This window comes from Yersinia vastinensis, assembly GCF_044905075.1.
In the GTDB taxonomy this organism is placed as follows: Bacteria; Pseudomonadota; Gammaproteobacteria; order Enterobacterales; family Enterobacteriaceae; genus Yersinia; species Yersinia vastinensis.
This window is the reverse complement of record NZ_CP173260.1, coordinates 2,131,121-2,149,513: the sequence shown is the minus strand read 5'-3', so window position 1 is coordinate 2,149,513 and position 18,393 is coordinate 2,131,121. Positions and strand designations below refer to the sequence as shown.

The following is an 18,393-nucleotide window of genomic DNA, read 5'->3' as shown; positions in this document are numbered from 1 at the left end:
TCCGGCACGGGTATCCCTGTGCATCAGCGCTTGTCCTTAACAGGACAAAGACGCTAACCTAATGATCTATACCTAAAGAAACTAGATTTGCAGGTGGGTAGCTAATAGGGGGTGAATCATGTGGCAAGCAGTGAATCGTCTGTTAGGTGAACATCTCGGCCCCGCAGAGATTCGGGAAAGAACCGAATTGCCGGGTGGAGATATTCACGAGGCCTGGCGTCTCAGTTATGGTGACACTGAGGTTTTCGTCAAATGTGATACCCGTGAGATGCTGCCAATATTTACCGCCGAGGCAGACCAACTCTCTTTATTAGCCCGCAGCAAAACTGTTCAGGTGCCTGAAGTTTATGGTGTCGGCAGTGATCGTGATTACAGCTTTCTGCTACTTGAATATATTCCATTAAAACCACTCGATGCACACAATGCTTATTGTCTGGGTCAACAATTGGCACATTTACATCAATGGAGTGAACAACTGCAATTCGGGCTGGATTTTGATAATGACTTGGCCACTACGGTGCAGCCAAATAGTTGGCAACGCCGTTGGGCACAATTCTTTGCTGAACAACGTATCGGTTGGCAATTACAATTGGCAGCTGAAAAAGGCATGTCATTTGGGGATATCGACCAGATAACTCATCTTGTTCAAGAGCGGTTACAAAGCCACCAGCCGCAACCGTCTTTATTACACGGTGACTTATGGCCAGCTAATTGCGCCGCCAGTGCCAATGGACCAGTTATTTTTGATCCCGCCTGTTATTGGGGAGATCGAGAATGTGACCTTTCCATGTTGCCACTCTACCCTGCTTTGCCAGCTCAAATTTATGATGGTTACCAAAGTGTCTGGCCGCTTCCTGCCAGTTTTATTGAGCGCCAACCCATTTATCAACTTTATTATTTATTGAACCGCAGTAATTTATTTGGTGGGCAACATTGGATTAATGCGCAGAAAGCCGTCGAGCAGTTATTACACCCGGAAAGATTTTAAGCGCGCCAGCCCGGTTGAATTGATATGGAATAAATAGCACCCCAAAAGTTGGATGACCAACTAGTCAGGGTGCTTTTTTATGTCCCAATATCTTGTTATGAAATCGACTTTTTCTAAAAAAGTATGAACCAAACCACAAATTAGAGGCATTCCTACCGTCGAATAATGACAGTCAACCCTGTTCTTTTTTGCCAGCGACAATTCCCGTGAAAAAGCGCTTACTTAAATAAAATCAAGAGCCTTCGTTGAGGAGTATTGACTCTCCTCGATAGGAATTCTATTGCTGAAAATTGGGAGTATGTCAAATGGTGGATATTCGCGAATGGGAAAGCATCGCTAATAAAGAACTCAGTAGGCGCGGTAAAAGTGTTGAAGACTTAATCATCAGGACCGCGGAAGGTATCGCCGTAAAACCGTTGTATACCGCCAGAGATCTTGAGGGACTTGAGGTTACCGACTCACTCCCCGGTATTGCCCCTTATGTCAGAGGGCCGCGGGCTACAATGTACGCGGCCCAGCCCTGGACTATTCGTCAATATGCTGGATTTTCAACAGCTAAAGAGTCAAATGCCTTTTATCGTAAAAATTTGGCCGCAGGACAAAAGGGTCTTTCTGTGGCGTTTGATCTGGCAACACATCGAGGTTATGACTCCGATAATCCGCGTGTGTCTGGCGATGTAGGTAAAGCAGGCGTAGCGATTGATAGCGTCGAAGATATGAAAGTTTTGTTCGACCAAATCCCACTAGACAAAATGTCGGTCTCAATGACGATGAATGGGGCTGTATTACCCATTATGGCGTTTTATATTGTCGCAGCTGAAGAGCAAGGTGTTACCCCGGCACAACTGACCGGCACTATCCAGAACGACATATTAAAAGAGTATCTGTGCCGTAATACCTATATTTACCCTCCCAAACCCTCCATGCGCATTATTTCAGACATTATCGCTTGGAGTTCCAAAAATATGCCGCGCTTTAACACCATTAGCATCAGCGGCTACCATATGGGTGAAGCTGGGGCGAATTGTGTACAGCAAGTGGCTTTTACCATCGCTGACGGCATTGAGTACATCAAAGCGGCACTGAATGCCGGTTTAAATATTGATAACTTTGCCCCCCGCCTCTCATTTTTCTTTGGCATTGGCATGGACTTGTTCATGAATATCGCCATGTTACGGGCTGCACGCTATCTCTGGAGTGAAGCAGTCAGTCAATTTGGTGCTGTCGACCCTAAATCATTAGCCTTGCGCACCCACTGCCAAACCTCCGGCTGGAGTTTGACTGAGCAAGATCCTTACAACAATATTATTCGCACCACCATCGAGGCCCTTGGTGCAACGCTTGGTGGAACGCAATCTTTGCACACCAACGCCTTTGACGAAGCGCTCGGCTTACCAACTGATTTTTCGGCACGTATTGCGCGTAATACGCAAATTATCATTCAAGAAGAATCAGAAATTTGCCGCACCATTGACCCACTGGCTGGCTCTTATTTTGTTGAATCGCTTACAGACCAAATGGTCAAACAGGCCCGAACCATTATCAAGCAAATTGATGATGTGGGGGGGATGGCAAAAGCTATCGAAGTCGGGCTGCCCAAACGTATGATTGAAGAAGCGTCAGCGGGCGAACAATCACTGATAGACCAAGGCAAGCGCGTCATTGTTGGAGTAAACAAATATAAGTTAGATAAAGAAACTGAAACCCCAGTATTAGAAATTGATAATGTTAAAGTGCGCAATGAACAAATTGCACAATTAAAACGTATCCGTGCTGAACGAGATAACGATGCTGTACAGCAAGCATTGAGCAATCTACGCCATGCCGCAGGACATAATGAAAACTTGCTGGAAGCCGCCGTGCACGCCGCCCGGCTACGGGCCACATTAGGCGAAATTTCCGATGCCATGGAAATAGAATTTAATCGCTATTTGGTGCCAAGCGAGTGTGTCACCGGCGTCATTGCACGCAGTTACCATCAAAGCGAAAAAGACGCACAAGAATTTGATCAAATACTGGCACAAACGCAGCACTTCCTCGCTGAGAATGGCCGTCATCCACGCATTCTGATTGCCAAGATGGGCCAAGATGGCCACGACCGGGGCGCTAAAGTCATTGCCAGTGCCTATTCTGATCTGGGTTTTGATGTTGATCTCAGCCCAATGTTCTCGACGCCAGATGAAATCGCCCGATTGGCTGTCGAGAATGATGTCCACGTCATCGGTGCATCTTCACTGGCGGCTGGCCATAAAACATTGATTCCTGAATTAGTTGACGCTTTGCGCCAATACCATCGGCAAGATATTTGCGTCGTTGCCGGAGGCGTGATCCCACCACAAGATTATGCCTTCTTACGTGAACGCGGTGTTGCGGCTATTTATGGGCCGGGTACCCCCATGTTAGCCAGTGTACGTGACGTTTTACAGCTCATCAGTACTCATCATGATTAACATCGACAATCTTGGCGACTATATCCATCGCCTGCGCCAAGGCGAACGGGCCGCATTGGCGCAAGCCATGACACTCGCAGAAAGCAGCCATCCCCAGCACCAAGAACTTAGCGCCTTACTGCTAGACCACATCATGCCATATACCGGGCAGGCCAAACGCCTGGGAGTGACGGGGACACCCGGTGCAGGGAAAAGCACTTTTCTTGAAGCGCTGGGGGAAGAGCTATTGTCACAAGGGCATAAAGTGGCCGTAATTGCCGTTGACCCCAGCAGCCCGGTCAGTGGCGGCAGCATCTTGGGTGACAAAACTCGCATGCTGAATTTGTCTCGTGCCGAGCATGCCTTCGTGCGCCCGGTTCCCTCAAGAGGCTATCTTGGGGGGATAAGTCAAACCACCCGAGAATTGATTTTGCTCTGTGAAGCAGCCGGTTACGACATCGTGATTGTTGAAACTGTCGGTGTCGGCCAGTCAGAAACAGAAGTCGCGGCCATGGTGGATTGCTTTATTTCACTACAAATTGCCGGGGCTGGTGATGACCTGCAAGGCATCAAGAAGGGCATTATGGAAATGGCCGATTTTATTGTCATCAATAAAGATGATGGCGAAAACCATATAAATGTCGATATTGCCCGCCATATGTACCACAGCGCGCTACATATTATCCGCCGCAAGCACCCTCTCTGGCAGCCCCGCGTCCTCACCTGTAGCGCTCTGGAAAAACGCGGTATTCGTGATATTTGGCAAGCCGTCGAAACCTTTTGGTCTGTCATGGCACCGAGTGGGCAATTAGCTGCTTTACGTGAACGGCAAAATTTAGGCTGGGTTCGTCAGCAAACCGAAGCCAATGCGCTGGCAGCGCTGTTTACTCGCCCAGATTTGCACCAACACTGTCTGCAAATTGAAGCGCTGCTACAGCAAAACCACATCTCACCACGAGCCGGGATTCGCGCTATCACTGATTTTATTACGCAAAAAATCTTCAGTTAAAGGGAAACAATCATGTCTTATCAGTATGTCAAAGTGTTAATTGCCAATCGAGTTGGCATTATTGAATTCAACTATGCCCGCAAGCTAAATGCATTAAGCAAAGTTTTTATGGATGATTTAATGCAGGCGCTACATGACCTTAATAACACCGATATTCGCTGTATTATTTTGCGTGCGGCGGAAGGTTCCAAAGTATTTTCAGCCGGGCATGATATCCACGAATTACCCACTGGCCGGCGTGACCCTCTCTCCTATGATGACCCACTACGTCAAATTACCCGTGTGATTCAAAAATACCCTAAACCAATCATTTCCATGGTGGAAGGCAGTGTATGGGGCGGTGCATTCGAGATGATCATGAGTTCAGATATCATTGTGGCCTGCAGTAACTCAACTTTCTCAATGACACCCGTCAATCTCGGGGTGCCCTATAATTTGGTTGGTATCCACAACCTGATCCGTGATGCTGGTTTTCATATTGTCAAAGAGCTGATTTTCACCGCCGCGCCTATCACCGCTCAGCGTGCCCTATCGGTGGGTATTCTCAATCATGTGGTTGAACCTAGCGAACTGGAGGATTTCACACTCAAATTGGCCCATGTCATTTCAGAAAAAGCTCCGCTGGCCATTGCCGTCATTAAAGAGGAACTCCGTGTTCTGGGTGAAGCCCATACCATGAATTCCGATGAATTTGAGCGCATCCAAGGTATGCGGCGTGCAGTTTACGACAGCGATGATTATCACGAAGGCATGAGTGCTTTCATGGAGAAACGTAAACCTAACTTTCTTGGGCGTTAACCCTTATCAGATAAAGGATTTCTCTATGAAACGGTCATTTTGCATCATGAACGCAGATACTGCCGCCGAGTGTATTGAACATGGAAATATGGTGGTTTTTAGCGGTTTTACCCCTGCGGGCGCGCCTAAGGTGCTGCCTGCCGCCATCGCCAAACGCGCAATAGCCCAACACCAACAGCAAAAAGAGTTTCAAATTCGTTTGTTAACGGGTGCATCAATCAGCGCTCAAGCCGATGATGAACTGGCGCAAGCGGATGCTATCGCCTGGCGTGCCCCTTATCAAACAGCCTCGTTACTGCGTGAGAAAATCAACCAAGGGGCAGTCAGTTTTGTTGATCTGCACCTTAGTGAAGTCGCTCAAATGGTCAATTATGGTTTCTTTGGTGATATTGATGTGGCGGTGATTGAAGCGTCAGCAATCACCGCCGATGGGAAAGTCTATCTCACCAGCGGCATTGGTAATTCCCCAGCTTTTTTGCATAAAGCCAAAAAAATCATTATTGAACTCAATCATTATCACAGCCCACGGGTGGCAGAACTGGCAGATATTATCATGCTCGGTGCGCCACCTCGGCGCAATACTCTGCCCATCTATCACACATTAGATAAAGTGGGTGAACCTTATGTACAGATAGACCCCAGCAAAGTGATTGGCATCGTAGAAACAGAATTGCCAGATGCCAGCAACAGCCTTGATCGCGAAAATCCATTATGTGAGCAAATAGCTGACAATGTAGTCAATTTCTTACTGAATGAACTCAGGTTAGGCCGCATCCCACCGGAGTTTCTTCCGCTACAAAGCGGCGTAGGAAATATCAATAATGCGGTGATGAAGCGCTTAGGTGAAAACCCCCTGATCCCCCCCTTTATGATGTATTCTGAGGTATTGCAGGAGTCGGTTGTCCAACTGGTCGAAACAGAGAAAGTGCTGGGTGTCAGTGCCTCTAGCTTGACTATCTCCTCCGCCTCATTAAAAAAAATCTATGACAACATGGATTTCTTCGCCAACAGAATTGTGTTGCGTCCACAGGAAATCTCTAACCATCCAGAGATCATTCGCCGTCTTGGTGTCATTGCGCTCAATGTGGGGCTGGAATTCGATATTTACGGCCACGCCAACTCCACCCATGTTGCGGGCACCGAACTGGTCAACGGTATTGGTGGCAGCGCAGATTTTGAGCGTAATGCCTATTTATCTATTTTTATGGCCCCGTCGATTGTCAAAGGCGGCAAAGTCTCTACCATCGTCCCGATGTGTACCCATGTTGATCACAGCGAGCACAGTGTAAAAGTGATCGTCACAGAACAAGGGGTTGCTGATTTGCGTGGATTATCCCCCATGCAACGCGCAGTCGCTATCATCAATAACTGCGCACATCCCATGTACCGTGACTACCTCCACCAGTATCTGGCGCAGGCTAAAGGGGGACATTTGCACCACAATCTAACGCAAGCCTTTCAACTGCATCAAAATCTGTTCGAGTACGGCTCAATGTTAGCGCCTTAATCACCATCACGATCCGAATGTATATAGCCCATGACTTGTTTAATATGGTGATTATTTTTGAGCGAATAAAGATACTCACGCATATACATGGGCTGATTCGGAGCATCAAAATATTTTAGCTTCGCTGGATTAACTAGCCGGTATGCAAATTGAGGGACGACAGTAAGAAATTGCCCCTGCTCTACTGCACTAATTTTTGCCATAAAACTGTAAGGGCGATAAATGATGGTTGGGTTAATCCCAATAGATCGGAAATGCCCATCCAACAAGGATTCAAAATTGGCCCGATTCTGAAAACGCATTTGTAACCATGGCAGCGTATTCAATAATTCGAGCGACTGACAATTTTCAAAGCGGCGTGAGACTAAAAAACCGAGCCGTAATAAAGGAAGCTCCGTTGTCTGTAAGCTATCGATATGTGTCACACGCGGTGAAGCTTGCTGTGGGGAGATAATAAAATCTACCCGACGATCCAATAAGTCATCGATGACGCTGTTTTCGCTAAACTCAAAAGGCTGCGCGGTAATACCGTCATACTTGTCACTGAGACTGAATAGCTGATCGAAAATTATCGTGGGATAAGTGTTATCAATACCAATCACAATATTTTTCTGCCGATGCGACATAGAGACAATGGTATTGTCGATAGCCGAAAGCCGTTGATAAATAGGAAATAACTCTTGATAAAGTTCCTGTCCCGCTTTATTCAAGCTGATACTTTTTTCATTACGGGTAAAGAGTGAGTATCCCACCAGTTCTTCTAACGCCGCTATGCTTTTACCAAAAGGTGAGGCTGTCATGTGCAACTTTTCAGCCGCTTTCGCCATGCTGTTTGTTTGAGCCAAAATAATAAAATTACGCATCTTCTTAGAGATGAAAACGTTCATGACTTGACTGATATAACAAAGAAAAGAGACTGACAGCATAAGGGAATTGGTTGCTCAATATTGTGAGAGCAAGATAAGTATCGAACCTCTATTGTCAGAAAATTCTTTCAAGAGATTAATTTGTTTATATATCATGATGATAAATAGAAAAAGGCCCTCATTTGTGGGCCAATTTATTATTCATGCTTTTAATCAGATTCAGATAGCCACGTTATCCCTGCGCCATCAAGCCCAATAACTTAATAACAAAATAGCCTGCTACACCTATCACTAATGGAAGAATGTATAAGGTAAAAAACTGCAAAAATATTGTGTGGTGCGGTAAGACTATCTTTTCTTCCAACTGTTCCCGAGTACGCCCTTCACTGCCTTTTGCTTGCTCTAAAATCATTTGGTCTTCAATGCCTTCACGAATGTGACGCACTTGCCGTGACATACGGGCACCTGACGCCTGCAATGACAACCCCACAAAGATAAGCATATAAATGATAAAGAACATAATGTTCGAGGCCGAAAAACCCTGTTCGAAATCCGGCACGGGTGAGTTAAACCAGAAGATATCCAGAAAAGTCGTATTAAAACGGATCATATCGGTCATGACGTGGATAAAATCCAGCATAACCGCATTAATTCCGGTACTTTTTTGACTATATTGATAGGCAAAATTGATAATTGAAATCAATGTTGACAGCAGTGCTGGAATAAAAACGAGCCACCCGGCGATCCGTTTGATAACAGCGACACGCCCAGCCTGTTGATAGGTCATGACTTCTCCTTGTAAATACCACAACTTATGTGGCCTTAGTTTACCCGCTACATCCCATTTTTGGGCAGAGTTTTTATTGAATCACTGACGATTAGCCCAAATTCAAGCCTAGCTCATCCAACGAAATATCATTAAGTTAATAAATTAAATTGTCAGAAAGAGAAAGAATAGTGTTCTCCCCGTTCAATCATTATGAACCAATGATAAAGTGTTAAACCCGTAGCTAAAAACCAACAGGAGTGATGATAAATGGCGACCCAGCACACAATTAAGGCCGCAATTTTCGATATGGACGGCTTGCTCATTGATTCGGAGCCTTTATGGCTACAGGCTGAACTGGATATTTTTACCAAACTGGGTCTGGACACTACGTCACGAGATACCCTGCCCGATACGCTGGGCTTGCGTATCGATTTAGTGGTAAAAATGTGGTATCAGGCCATGCCTTGGCAAGGGCCAAGTCAAGCAGATGTATGCAAACTCATTATTGCCAGAGCGATAGAGTTGGTTGAAGAGAAACGTCCAGTGTTGCCAGGAGTGGAATACGCCTTAGACCTTTGTCGTCAGCAAGGGCTGAAAATCGGGCTGGCCTCCGCTTCGCCACTGCATATGCAAAAGCGTGTTTTGGCTTTATTAGGCATTGAAAAATACTTTGACCGCTTGGTTTCCGCAGAATACCTGCCCTACAGCAAACCGCATCCAGAAGTCTATTTAAATGCCGCATCTGACTTGGGTGTTGATCCGTTGCACTGCGTCACCCTAGAAGATTCAGTGAATGGGATGATTGCGACTAAAGCAGCACGTATGCGCTCTATCGTTATTCCATCAGAAGAGTACCGCGCAGACCCTCGCTGGGCATTAGCCGATATTCAATTAGACTCGTTAGAACAATTACGTAAAGAGGATATCTCGTAACTGGCTGTGTTGATCACAAGGAGTGTTGGTCACGATGAGATTTCGAAGTGGTTTACCTCATTCTTGATCAATTCGATGATAACAATATAAGGCGGCTGAGGTTGAACTCTGCCGCCCAAAGTCTTTCTTAGAGGAAATCATCTCGCTTAGGGGTAAAAGTGTCGATCAGAATACTGTTATCTTCCAGTGAGACCGCACCGTGCATTTCATTTTTAACCGCACGATAGGCATCCCCGGCTTTCAAAATACGTTTCTGCCCTTCAATTTCCACTTCAAAGCTACCTGCCGCGACATAAGCAATCTGGTCATGAATGTCATGTTTGTGTGCAGTACCAATGGCACCTTTATCAAAGTGAACACAAACCATCATCAACTCATCACTCCAGGTCATAACCTTGCGCTTGATGCCGTTGCCCAGTTCTTCCCATGGCGCTTCGTCATTAATAAAAAACATCTTCATCATTTCTCCTCATTATTATGCAGAATTGTCTGTAGCGTAGTCACAGTTTCACACCGAATTCAGCTCATTCTACGGGCAAATCCGGCAGTTTGAACATAATTAATCCAAAAATCATGACATCCCTCAAAAAATAATAAAACATCATTTCATTTTTATTGAATTAACTTCCCGCAAATACTATCATCATCGCATTAAAGAAACACTCGGTCAGGATCAAACCTACGCACGTTGTCTGCGCTATTTAAGATTTCATGCGAACTTTCTGAATCTGGCCCGCTATCTGACTTGGGCTATCCCCATCCAAGATATTGTTCTGAAAGAGAGGCACCTACATGCAAGTCCGTCAAAGCATCCACAGTGACCACGCAAAACAACTTGATACTGCAGGTCTGCGCCGTGAGTTTCTGATTGAAAAGATTTTTGTCGCAGATGAATACACCATGACCTATAGCCACATAGACAGAATCATTATTGGCGGTATTTTGCCAGTCGCGAAGGCGGTCAGTATTGGTGATGAAGTGGGTAAGCAATTAGGTGTTAGCTACTTTCTGGAACGGCGTGAGCTAGGCGTCATCAATATTGGTGGACCGGGTCTTATCAGTGTTGATGGGCAGTGTTATGAAATAGGTAATGAAGAAGCCTTATATGTCGGTAAAGGCGCAAAAGAAGTGCAGTTCAGCAGTATCGACGGTGCAAAACCCGCCAAGTTTTATTACAACAGCGCTCCCGCACATACCACATATCCAAATAAAAAAATTACGCTGGCAGAGGCCTCACCGCAAACTTTGGGTGATGACGCTACTAGCAATCGTCGCACTATCAATAAATACATCGTCCCTGATGTGTTGCAGACCTGCCAATTGACCATGGGCCTGACCAAGCTGGCACCCGGTAATCTCTGGAATACCATGCCTTGCCATACCCATGATCGCCGCATGGAAGTGTATTTCTACTTTGATATGGACGAAGAAACAGCAGTCTTTCACATGATGGGCCAGGCACAAGAAACGCGCCATTTGTTGGTTCACAACGAGCAGGCTGTTATTTCACCGAGTTGGTCTATCCATTCTGGTGTAGGCACAAAACGTTACACCTTCATCTGGGGCATGGTGGGTGAAAACCAAGTCTTCGGTGATATGGACCACATCGCCGTAAGCGAACTGCGCTAAATGTTTGCAAACAGCGTTAAGCGTCACCTACCAAAGCCGTCTTTTGGGCGGTTTTCTCCCCAATATTATAATCGCGGTAAATCTTTGACCGCCTAGAGAGAGATGTTAGCTATGATCTTAGATTCCTTTGAGTTAAAGGGTAAAGTTGCTCTGGTTACCGGTTGTGACACAGGTTTGGGCCAAGGTATGGCGATTGGTTTAGCCGAAGCGGGTTGCGATATCGTTGGTATAAACATCGTTGAGCCACTTGAAACTATCGAAAAAGTGACTGCATTAGGCCGCCGCTTTTTGAGCCTGACTGCTGACCTGAGCAAAATTGATGGTATCCCTTCCTTATTAGAGCGCGCCGTTAAGGAATTTGGTCAAATCGATATTCTGGTCAACAACGCCGGTATCATTCGCCGTGAAGATGCTATCAACTTCAGCGAAAAGGACTGGGACGATGTCATGAACGTTAACATCAAGACTGTGTTCTTTATGTCTCAGGCTGTTGCGAAACAATTCATCAAACAAGGTCATGGCGGCAAAATCATCAACGTTGCCTCAATGTTGTCTTACCAAGGCGGTATCCGTGTCCCTTCTTACACTGCATCAAAAAGCGCAGTGATGGGTGTTACTCGTTTGTTAGCGAATGAATGGGCAAAACACGGTATCAATGTGAATGCTGTTGCTCCAGGTTATATGGCAACGAATAACACGCAACAGTTGCGTAAAGATGAAGAACGCAGCAAAGAGATTCTTGACCGTATCCCGGCAGGCCGTTGGGGTTTACCGGATGACCTGAAAGGTCCAGTAGTCTTCTTGGCATCAAAAGCATCTGATTATATTAGCGGTTACACCATCGCAGTTGATGGCGGTTGGTTGGCGCGCTAAACATATAATCCTAACTAATTTGAGTTAAGGTCTATTTTCGACGGTTATCCGCCATATTTAGACTCAAATCACCTTAAGGCACAACTTCAGTTGTGCCTTTTTTATTACTTATTTATCAAATGGTTAACAAATAAATTTCGCTTAAAAAACCCGCCAGAACTGCAAAAATAAAAAATTCAAAACAACGTTCCGACTTCGATCACACTTTTGTCATTCGCCCAATGACTCGCCAGTAAATACAAATATAATGGATTGAAACGATGTTTCTATTTATAAGGAACCTTAAACCGGTTCCGAGCTGATGTTCAGATGATGGGGTTACGGTGATGGATTTTGCAGGCAACATTAAAGGCAGCGACGCAATGATGATTAACTGGCTCAGCGCTATACGCAGCTATGTTGATTTAGTCCAGTCTGTTGGCCATAGCACTCAAAACCCTACCCCTTTGATGGCCGATGGCTTTGATGTTTTGACCCACCAACCAGTAGTCTGGGTATTCCCAGATGGCCGTAATACTCCGATATCTAACTTTGCGAGTCAACAAAACTGGTTACGAACCTTAGATGCACTCAGCTTGGTCACACAAGACCCGCAATATCACCAACAAGCACGAGTGCAAACCAGCTATTTCATGCAGCACGCCGTTCATGACCAAAGCGGATTGTTTTACTGGGGTGGGCATCGTTTTCTGAATCTGGATACATTGAAAACCGAAGGACCAGAATCCAAAGCACAAGTGCATGAACTGAAACATCACCTACCCTACTACAATCTACTGGCCAATGTTGACCGTGAGAAAACACTTAATTTCTTCCAAGGTTTTTGGCACGCCCATGTAGAAGACTGGGAGGCACTGGATCTGGGTCGCCACGGTAGCTATGACAAAAAACGTGATCCCCATGTTTTCACGCATATGCGCAATGATGTGGTTAAGCCAGAAGCATTACCGCAACTGCCTGAGACTAAAGGGCTAACTTTTGTCAATGCTGGCACAGATTTGATTTATACGGCTTATAAATATGCCGAATATACAGGTGACCTTGCTGCCGCTGCTTGGGGTAAACATTTATATCGCCAATATGTTTTAGCCCGTAATCCTGAAACCGGTTTACCGGTTTATCAATTCAGCTCGCCACAGCAGCGCCGGCCAATACCGACAGATGATAACCAGACCCAATCTTGGTATGGCGACCGGGCCAAGCGCCAGTTCGGCCCTGAGTTTGGTGAAATCGCACGTGAAGCTAATGTCCTGTTTCGCGATATGCGCCCACTGTTAATTGATAACCCATTGGCGATGTTGGATATTCTGCGCCAACAGCCGGATGCTGAAGTCATGCAGTGGGTTATTGATGGATTAAAAAATTACTATCGTTTCGCTTATGACGTCGAAAGCAATACATTGCGCCCGTTATGGAATGATGGACAAGACATGAGCGGTTATGTTTTACAACGTGATGGCTATTATGGTGCCAAGGGGACTGTCATTTCTCCTTTCGCCTTAGACGTCGATTACTTACTACCACTGGTTCGTGCCTGGCGCTTAAGCCATGATGAAGAACTATTGGATTTGATTGCAGTATTACTGCACCGTTGGCAGTTAGCTGATTTAAACAAACAAAAGCAACGTGCAACACTGCTGGTAGGTAAGAAGCCCACTGCAACACCGTATCTATTGCTGGCCCTAGTCGAGCTGGCTGAACATTGCCAATGCGCACAATTATTTGAATTAGCTTGGCAAACTGGAAATGAGTTATTTAAACAACATTATCATCGCGGTCTGTTTGTCGAGTCAGCGGAGCACCGTTATTTCCGCATCGATAATCCAATTGCATTAGCACTATTAACCTTAATTGCTGCTAAGCAAAATAAGTCGGCCGCAATACCTCAATTTATTACCAATGGTGGTTACATCCATGGAGATTATCAGGTGAACGGGGAAAGCCGCACTCTGTATGATATCGATTTTATTTATCCGTCGCTTTTGAATCAGTAGTTTTATTTATCTTTCATGTTATTAAAAATAGGTAAGCATTATGAATGAAAACAGAATGCTGGGGTTAGCCTATATATCACCTTATATATTAGGGTTGATAATATTTACGGCTTTCCCCTTTGTATCATCTTTCTTTCTCAGTTTTACTGAGTATGACTTAATGAACCCTCCTGTTTACAACGGGATCGAGAATTACCGTCATATGTTTCTTGAAGATGATTTATTCTGGAAATCCATGGGCGTAACTTTCGCTTATGTGTTTCTTACTATTCCATTAAAATTGGCATTTGCTCTGGGGATCGCTTTTGTACTGAACTTTAAATTACGTGGTATCGGTTTCTTCCGTACCGCATTCTATATTCCATCAATTCTCGGCAGTAGCGTAGCAATTGCCGTTTTGTGGCGTGCCTTGTTTGCTATTGATGGCTTGCTGAATGGTTTCATCGGTGTATTTGGACTTGATCCAGTCAACTGGCTGGGAGAGCCAGCACTGGCATTGACATCTGTCACGTTACTGCGTGTTTGGCAGTTTGGTTCTGCCATGGTCATCTTCTTGGCCGCATTGCAAAACGTTCCTCAGTCACAGTATGAAGCGGCCATGATTGATGGTGCCTCTAAGTGGCAAATGTTTATGAAAGTTACCGTGCCACTGATTACGCCGGTTATTTTCTTCAACTTTATTATGCAAACTACTCAGGCATTCCAAGAGTTTACTGCGCCATATGTCATTACTGGTGGTGGGCCAACCCATTACACCTATTTATTCTCGCTTTATATATATGATACGGCGTTTAAATACTTTGACATGGGCTACGGTGCTGCACTGGCCTGGGTATTATTCCTGGTAGTCGCCCTCTTTGCCTCCATTGCATTTAAATCTTCCAAATATTGGGTCTTCTACTCCGCCGATAAAGGAGGAAAAAATGACTGACGTACAAAATTCCAACCAGAAAAAATTAGATCTGGCGCAGGATATTGCTGATGCGGAAATTAGCCGCACATTACGTAAAGCGAAAGTCAGTGCTGCCATCCGCTATATTGTGTTGATTATTGTCGGACTGATGATGCTTTATCCGTTGCTGTGGATGTTCTCTGCAGCCTTTAAACCTAATAATGAAATTTTCACCACATTAGGATTATGGCCAGAGCATCCGACACGGGATGGTTTTGTTAACGGTTGGAGAACAGGTACGGAATATAATTTCGGTCATTACATGCTTAACACCTTTAAGTTTGTTATTCCGAAAGTTATTTTGACCATTATCTCTTCGACTATCGTGGCGTATGGTTTTGCGCGCTTTGAGATCCCTTGGAAGAAATTCTGGTTCGCAACATTAATTACCACCATGTTGCTGCCAAGCACTGTGTTATTGATTCCGCAATACATCATGTTCCGTGAAATGGGCATGCTGAATAGTTACATGCCATTGTATCTGCCACTGGCATTCGCAACACAAGGGTTCTTCGTCTTCATGCTTATTCAGTTCTTGCGCGGTGTACCACGCGATATGGAAGAAGCAGCACAAATCGACGGATGTAACTCTTTCCAAGTGTTGTGGTATGTGGTCGTGCCTATCTTGAAGCCAGCCATTATCTCTGTGGCACTGTTCCAGTTCATGTGGTCAATGAACGACTTTATCGGCCCACTGATTTATGTCTACAGCGTAGATAAGTACCCGATAGCATTGGCGCTGAAGATGTCAATTGACGTGACCGAAGGCGCACCGTGGAACGAAATTCTGGCAATGGCAAGCATCTCCATTCTGCCGTCCATCATTGTTTTCTTCCTGGCTCAACGCTACTTCGTTCAAGGCGTAACCAGCAGCGGAATTAAAGGTTAATAGAGGATTTATCATGGCTGAAGTTATTTTCAACAAATTAGGCAAAGTTTACTCCAACGGTTTCCGCGCGGTTCATGGCATTGATCTGAAAATCCATGATGGCGAATTTATGGTGATTGTTGGCCCATCTGGCTGTGCTAAATCCACTACCCTGCGTATGTTGGCAGGCCTGGAAACCATCAGTGATGGTGAAGTACGAATTGGTGATCGGGTTGTGAATAATCTGGCACCGAAATCTCGTGGTATTGCCATGGTGTTCCAGAACTATGCGTTATACCCACACATGACAGTGAAAGAAAATCTGGCTTTTGGCCTGAAGTTGAGCAAGCTGCCAAAAGAGCAAATTGAAACACAAGTTGCTGAAGCTGCAAAGATTTTGGAACTAGAAGACTTACTGGATCGCTTACCGCGTCAGCTGTCTGGTGGTCAGGCACAGCGTGTTGCTGTAGGCCGCGCTATTGTCAAAAAACCAGATGTCTTCTTGTTCGATGAACCGTTATCAAACCTGGATGCCAAACTGCGTGCATCAATGCGTATTCGCATCTCTGATTTGCATAAGCAATTGAAAAAAAGCGGAAAAGCAGCGACTACTGTTTACGTTACTCATGACCAAACAGAAGCCATGACCATGGGTGACCGTATCTGTGTGATGAAGCTGGGCCACATCATGCAAGTGGATACGCCGGATAACCTCTATCACTACCCTACCAATATGTTTGTTGCCGGTTTTATCGGCGCGCCGGAAATGAATATTAAACCGAGCACGCTGGTAGAAAAAGACGGGAAAATTGGCCTGACCGTCGGCCAATACACCCTGGTATTGAATGAAAGACAGCAGGCTAAAGTTGCCGCCCACGCCGGAGAAAAAGTGTTCTTCGGTGTACGTCCTGAATTCGTCAGCATGTCTATGCAGCCGTTTACTGACAATCACTCACAGGGTGAATTGGTGCGGGTGGAAAACATGGGTCATGAATTCTTCATGTATATCAAGGTTGACGACTTTGAATTGACCTGCCGCTTACCGTCTGACGAAGCACGACCAATTATTGAAAATGGTCTGAATCGCACCGTGTATTTCCAGTTTGATATGGATAAATGCCATATCTTTGATGCAAAAACAGAAAAAAATATCTCTCTTTAACAGGAGCAGTACCCAATGAAAAAAGCGATTTTACACACGCTGATAGCATCCACTCTGGCGTTATTATCACACCAAGCTTTTGCCGCTCAGGACGAAGTGAATTTACGTATGTCATGGTGGGGGGGCAATGGCCGCCATCAGGTAACTTTGAAAGCGATCGAAGAATTTCACAAACAACATCCGAATATTAATGTTAAATCGGAGTATACCGGCTGGGATGGTCACTTATCTCGTCTGACAACACAAATTGCGGGCGGTACTGAGCCTGATGTTATGCAAACCAACTGGAACTGGCTACCTATTTTCTCTAAAGACGGTACTGGCTTCTACAATTTGTTTAACGTCAAAGAACAATTAGATTTGGCGCAATTTGATCCGAAAGAACTGCAACAAACTACCGTCAATGGCAAGTTAAACGGTATTCCAATTTCTGTGACTGCACGTATCTTCTATTTTAATGATGCGACATGGGCAAAAGCAGGTTTAGAATATCCTAAAACTTGGGATGAATTACTTGCTGCCGGTAAAGTATTTAAAGAAAAACTGGGTGATCAATATTATCCAGTGGTATTAGAGCACCAAGATACATTAGCACTCATCCGCTCTTATATGACTCAAAAATACAACATTCCTACCATTGATGAAGCAGGTAAGAAATTTGCCTACTCACCAGAACAATGGGTTGAATTCTTTACCATGTATAAAACCATGGTAGATAGTCATGTTATGCCATCCACTAAATACTATGCTTCATTCGGCAAGAGTAATATGTACGAAATGAAACCATGGATTAATGGTGAGTGGGCGGGTACTTATATGTGGAACTCCACAATAACCAAGTATTCCGATAACTTGACCAAACCTGCAAAACTGGTTCTTGGCCCATACCCAATGTTGCCAGATGCGAAAGATGCCGGTTTATTCTTCAAGCCAGCGCAAATGCTTTCAATTGGTAAATCAACTAAATATCCAAAAGAAAGTGCGATGCTAATCAACTTCTTATTGAACAGTAAAGAAGGGGTTGAGGCATTAGGTCTGGAGCGTGGCGTGCCATTGAGCGCAACAGCTGTAACCCAATTGCGTGCTAGTGGTGTGATTAAAGATGAAGATCCTTCAGTTGCGGGTTTGAATATGGCGCTAGAGTTGCCACATAAAATGACAACTTCACCATACTTTGATGACCCACAAATTGTTTCCCTGTTCGGTGATGCAATTCAATATATCGATTATGGTCAGAAAACCGTACAAGAAACAGCAGAATACTTTAATAAACAAGGTGACCGTATTCTGAAACGCGCAATGCGTTAATTAATTAGTTTAAATTAATTTAAGTTTCTATTAAACCCTGCCATTAATTTGGCGGGGTTATTTCGTTATATGAATGAAAATAAAATAGCCAATTAGACCGACATCACAAATTAATATTTGTTTAAAAAATTAATCGACAACAAAGATCTGGATCACACAATTATTTATCAATACAAATAGAATATGCATTCACAACAAATGAAACGTTGTTTCTTTATTCGTGAACTTGTTTTTCAATCGTATGTTGATTCTTTATAAATTTGTTAATAAAAATTGATTTAAATAACCATAACCCTGGGATTATATAA

The 18,393-nt window shown here is 44.6% G+C and carries 16 protein-coding genes; 13 read left to right on the top strand and 3 right to left on the bottom strand.

Going from position 1 to position 18,393, the window contains the following annotated elements; translation table 11 throughout:
- Positions 1-118: 118 nt before the first annotated feature.
- The 5 genes from ACIOG0_RS09960 to ACIOG0_RS09940 all read left to right on the top strand — a co-directional run bounded on the left by ACIOG0_RS09960 (position 119) and on the right by ACIOG0_RS09940 (position 6,731).
- On the top strand, positions 119-988 hold the full coding sequence (locus ACIOG0_RS09960; RefSeq protein WP_050097534.1) for a fructosamine kinase family protein: 870 nt from the start codon (positions 119-121) through the stop codon (positions 986-988).
- Between the two features lie 305 nt (positions 989-1,293).
- Positions 1,294-3,438 carry a methylmalonyl-CoA mutase gene (gene scpA, locus ACIOG0_RS09955; protein WP_050295385.1) on the top strand — a complete coding sequence of 715 codons (2,145 nt, stop codon included), beginning with the start codon at positions 1,294-1,296 and terminating at the stop codon, positions 3,436-3,438.
- A complete protein-coding gene (gene meaB / locus ACIOG0_RS09950) occupies positions 3,431-4,426 on the top strand; it encodes a methylmalonyl Co-A mutase-associated GTPase MeaB (RefSeq protein ID WP_050097532.1) in 996 nt (331 codons plus the stop codon). Before scpA ends, meaB begins: the two co-directional genes overlap by 8 nt.
- A gap of 12 nt (positions 4,427-4,438) precedes the next feature.
- Positions 4,439-5,224 (top strand): methylmalonyl-CoA decarboxylase, encoded by a 786-nt coding sequence (gene scpB / locus ACIOG0_RS09945; RefSeq protein WP_050097531.1) that lies wholly within the window; start codon positions 4,439-4,441, stop codon positions 5,222-5,224.
- Positions 5,225-5,249: 25 nt separating this feature from the next.
- On the top strand, positions 5,250-6,731 hold the full coding sequence (locus ACIOG0_RS09940; RefSeq protein WP_050097530.1) for a succinate CoA transferase: 1,482 nt from the start codon (positions 5,250-5,252) through the stop codon (positions 6,729-6,731).
- Here the strand turns inward: ACIOG0_RS09940 and ACIOG0_RS09935 are convergent.
- Both ACIOG0_RS09935 and ACIOG0_RS09930 read right to left on the bottom strand, forming a co-directional pair.
- Positions 6,728-7,618 (bottom strand): LysR family transcriptional regulator SrsR, encoded by an 891-nt coding sequence (locus ACIOG0_RS09935; RefSeq protein ID WP_050097752.1) that lies wholly within the window; start codon positions 7,616-7,618, stop codon positions 6,728-6,730. The genes ACIOG0_RS09940 and ACIOG0_RS09935 overlap by 4 nt on opposite strands.
- 211 nt (positions 7,619-7,829) lie before the next feature.
- Positions 7,830-8,384: a YniB family protein gene (locus tag ACIOG0_RS09930; protein WP_050097529.1), complete on the bottom strand. Its 555-nt coding sequence runs from the start codon at positions 8,382-8,384 to the stop codon at positions 7,830-7,832.
- Positions 8,385-8,633: 249 nt separating this feature from the next.
- On the opposite strand from ACIOG0_RS09930, the gene hxpB reads away from it, so the two are divergent.
- Positions 8,634-9,299 carry a hexitol phosphatase HxpB gene (gene hxpB, locus ACIOG0_RS09925; RefSeq protein WP_050097528.1) on the top strand — a complete coding sequence of 222 codons (666 nt, stop codon included), beginning with the start codon at positions 8,634-8,636 and terminating at the stop codon, positions 9,297-9,299.
- 127 nt (positions 9,300-9,426) lie between these two features.
- Here the strand turns inward: hxpB and ACIOG0_RS09920 are convergent, their stop codons facing one another.
- Complete coding sequence (locus tag ACIOG0_RS09920) at positions 9,427-9,759, bottom strand: cupin domain-containing protein (protein ID WP_032815897.1); 333 nt, start codon at positions 9,757-9,759, stop codon at positions 9,427-9,429.
- A 332-nt stretch (positions 9,760-10,091) separates the two neighbouring features.
- On the opposite strand from ACIOG0_RS09920, the gene kduI reads away from it, so the two are divergent.
- The 7 genes from kduI to ACIOG0_RS09885 all read left to right on the top strand — a co-directional run bounded on the left by kduI (position 10,092) and on the right by ACIOG0_RS09885 (position 18,085).
- Positions 10,092-10,928 (top strand): 5-dehydro-4-deoxy-D-glucuronate isomerase, encoded by an 837-nt coding sequence (gene kduI / locus ACIOG0_RS09915; protein WP_128450813.1) that lies wholly within the window; start codon positions 10,092-10,094, stop codon positions 10,926-10,928.
- Positions 10,929-11,039: 111 nt separating this feature from the next.
- A complete protein-coding gene (gene kduD / locus ACIOG0_RS09910; RefSeq protein ID WP_004706534.1) occupies positions 11,040-11,801 on the top strand; it encodes a 2-dehydro-3-deoxy-D-gluconate 5-dehydrogenase KduD in 762 nt (253 codons plus the stop codon).
- A gap of 326 nt (positions 11,802-12,127) precedes the next feature.
- The gene (locus ACIOG0_RS09905) at positions 12,128-13,795 is read left to right on the top strand and encodes a pectate lyase (protein WP_050097524.1); all 1,668 of its coding nucleotides are present in this window, start codon (positions 12,128-12,130) and stop codon (positions 13,793-13,795) included.
- 40 nt (positions 13,796-13,835) lie between these two features.
- Positions 13,836-14,726: a carbohydrate ABC transporter permease gene (locus tag ACIOG0_RS09900; protein ID WP_050097521.1), complete on the top strand. Its 891-nt coding sequence runs from the start codon at positions 13,836-13,838 to the stop codon at positions 14,724-14,726.
- Positions 14,719-15,636, top strand: coding sequence for a carbohydrate ABC transporter permease (locus tag ACIOG0_RS09895; protein ID WP_050097519.1), 918 nt, complete (start codon positions 14,719-14,721; stop codon positions 15,634-15,636). The genes ACIOG0_RS09900 and ACIOG0_RS09895 overlap by 8 nt, the downstream gene beginning before the upstream one ends.
- Positions 15,637-15,649: 13 nt before the next feature.
- The gene (locus ACIOG0_RS09890; RefSeq protein ID WP_050097516.1) at positions 15,650-16,777 is read left to right on the top strand and encodes an ABC transporter ATP-binding protein; all 1,128 of its coding nucleotides are present in this window, start codon (positions 15,650-15,652) and stop codon (positions 16,775-16,777) included.
- 15 nt (positions 16,778-16,792) lie between these two features.
- Positions 16,793-18,085 carry an ABC transporter substrate-binding protein gene (locus ACIOG0_RS09885; RefSeq protein ID WP_050097515.1) on the top strand — a complete coding sequence of 431 codons (1,293 nt, stop codon included), beginning with the start codon at positions 16,793-16,795 and terminating at the stop codon, positions 18,083-18,085.
- Positions 18,086-18,393: the final 308 nt, after the last annotated feature.

Coding starts and splice junctions, on each gene's coding strand:
- ACIOG0_RS09935 (WP_050097752.1), bottom strand. CDS start 7,618: ATGAACGTTTTCATCTCTAAGAAGATGCGTAATTTTATTATTTTGGCT.
- ACIOG0_RS09885 (WP_050097515.1), top strand. CDS start 16,793: ATGAAAAAAGCGATTTTACACACGCTGATAGCATCCACTCTGGCGTTA.
- ACIOG0_RS09895 (WP_050097519.1), top strand. CDS start 14,719: ATGACTGACGTACAAAATTCCAACCAGAAAAAATTAGATCTGGCGCAG.
- hxpB (WP_050097528.1), top strand. CDS start 8,634: ATGGCGACCCAGCACACAATTAAGGCCGCAATTTTCGATATGGACGGC.
- scpA (WP_050295385.1), top strand. CDS start 1,294: ATGGTGGATATTCGCGAATGGGAAAGCATCGCTAATAAAGAACTCAGT.
- scpB (WP_050097531.1), top strand. CDS start 4,439: ATGTCTTATCAGTATGTCAAAGTGTTAATTGCCAATCGAGTTGGCATT.
- meaB (WP_050097532.1), top strand. CDS start 3,431: ATGATTAACATCGACAATCTTGGCGACTATATCCATCGCCTGCGCCAA.
- ACIOG0_RS09940 (WP_050097530.1), top strand. CDS start 5,250: ATGAAACGGTCATTTTGCATCATGAACGCAGATACTGCCGCCGAGTGT.
- ACIOG0_RS09900 (WP_050097521.1), top strand. CDS start 13,836: ATGAATGAAAACAGAATGCTGGGGTTAGCCTATATATCACCTTATATA.
- kduD (WP_004706534.1), top strand. CDS start 11,040: ATGATCTTAGATTCCTTTGAGTTAAAGGGTAAAGTTGCTCTGGTTACC.
- ACIOG0_RS09960 (WP_050097534.1), top strand. CDS start 119: ATGTGGCAAGCAGTGAATCGTCTGTTAGGTGAACATCTCGGCCCCGCA.
- ACIOG0_RS09920 (WP_032815897.1), bottom strand. CDS start 9,759: ATGAAGATGTTTTTTATTAATGACGAAGCGCCATGGGAAGAACTGGGC.
- ACIOG0_RS09905 (WP_050097524.1), top strand. CDS start 12,128: ATGGATTTTGCAGGCAACATTAAAGGCAGCGACGCAATGATGATTAAC.
- ACIOG0_RS09930 (WP_050097529.1), bottom strand. CDS start 8,384: ATGACCTATCAACAGGCTGGGCGTGTCGCTGTTATCAAACGGATCGCC.
- kduI (WP_128450813.1), top strand. CDS start 10,092: ATGCAAGTCCGTCAAAGCATCCACAGTGACCACGCAAAACAACTTGAT.
- ACIOG0_RS09890 (WP_050097516.1), top strand. CDS start 15,650: ATGGCTGAAGTTATTTTCAACAAATTAGGCAAAGTTTACTCCAACGGT.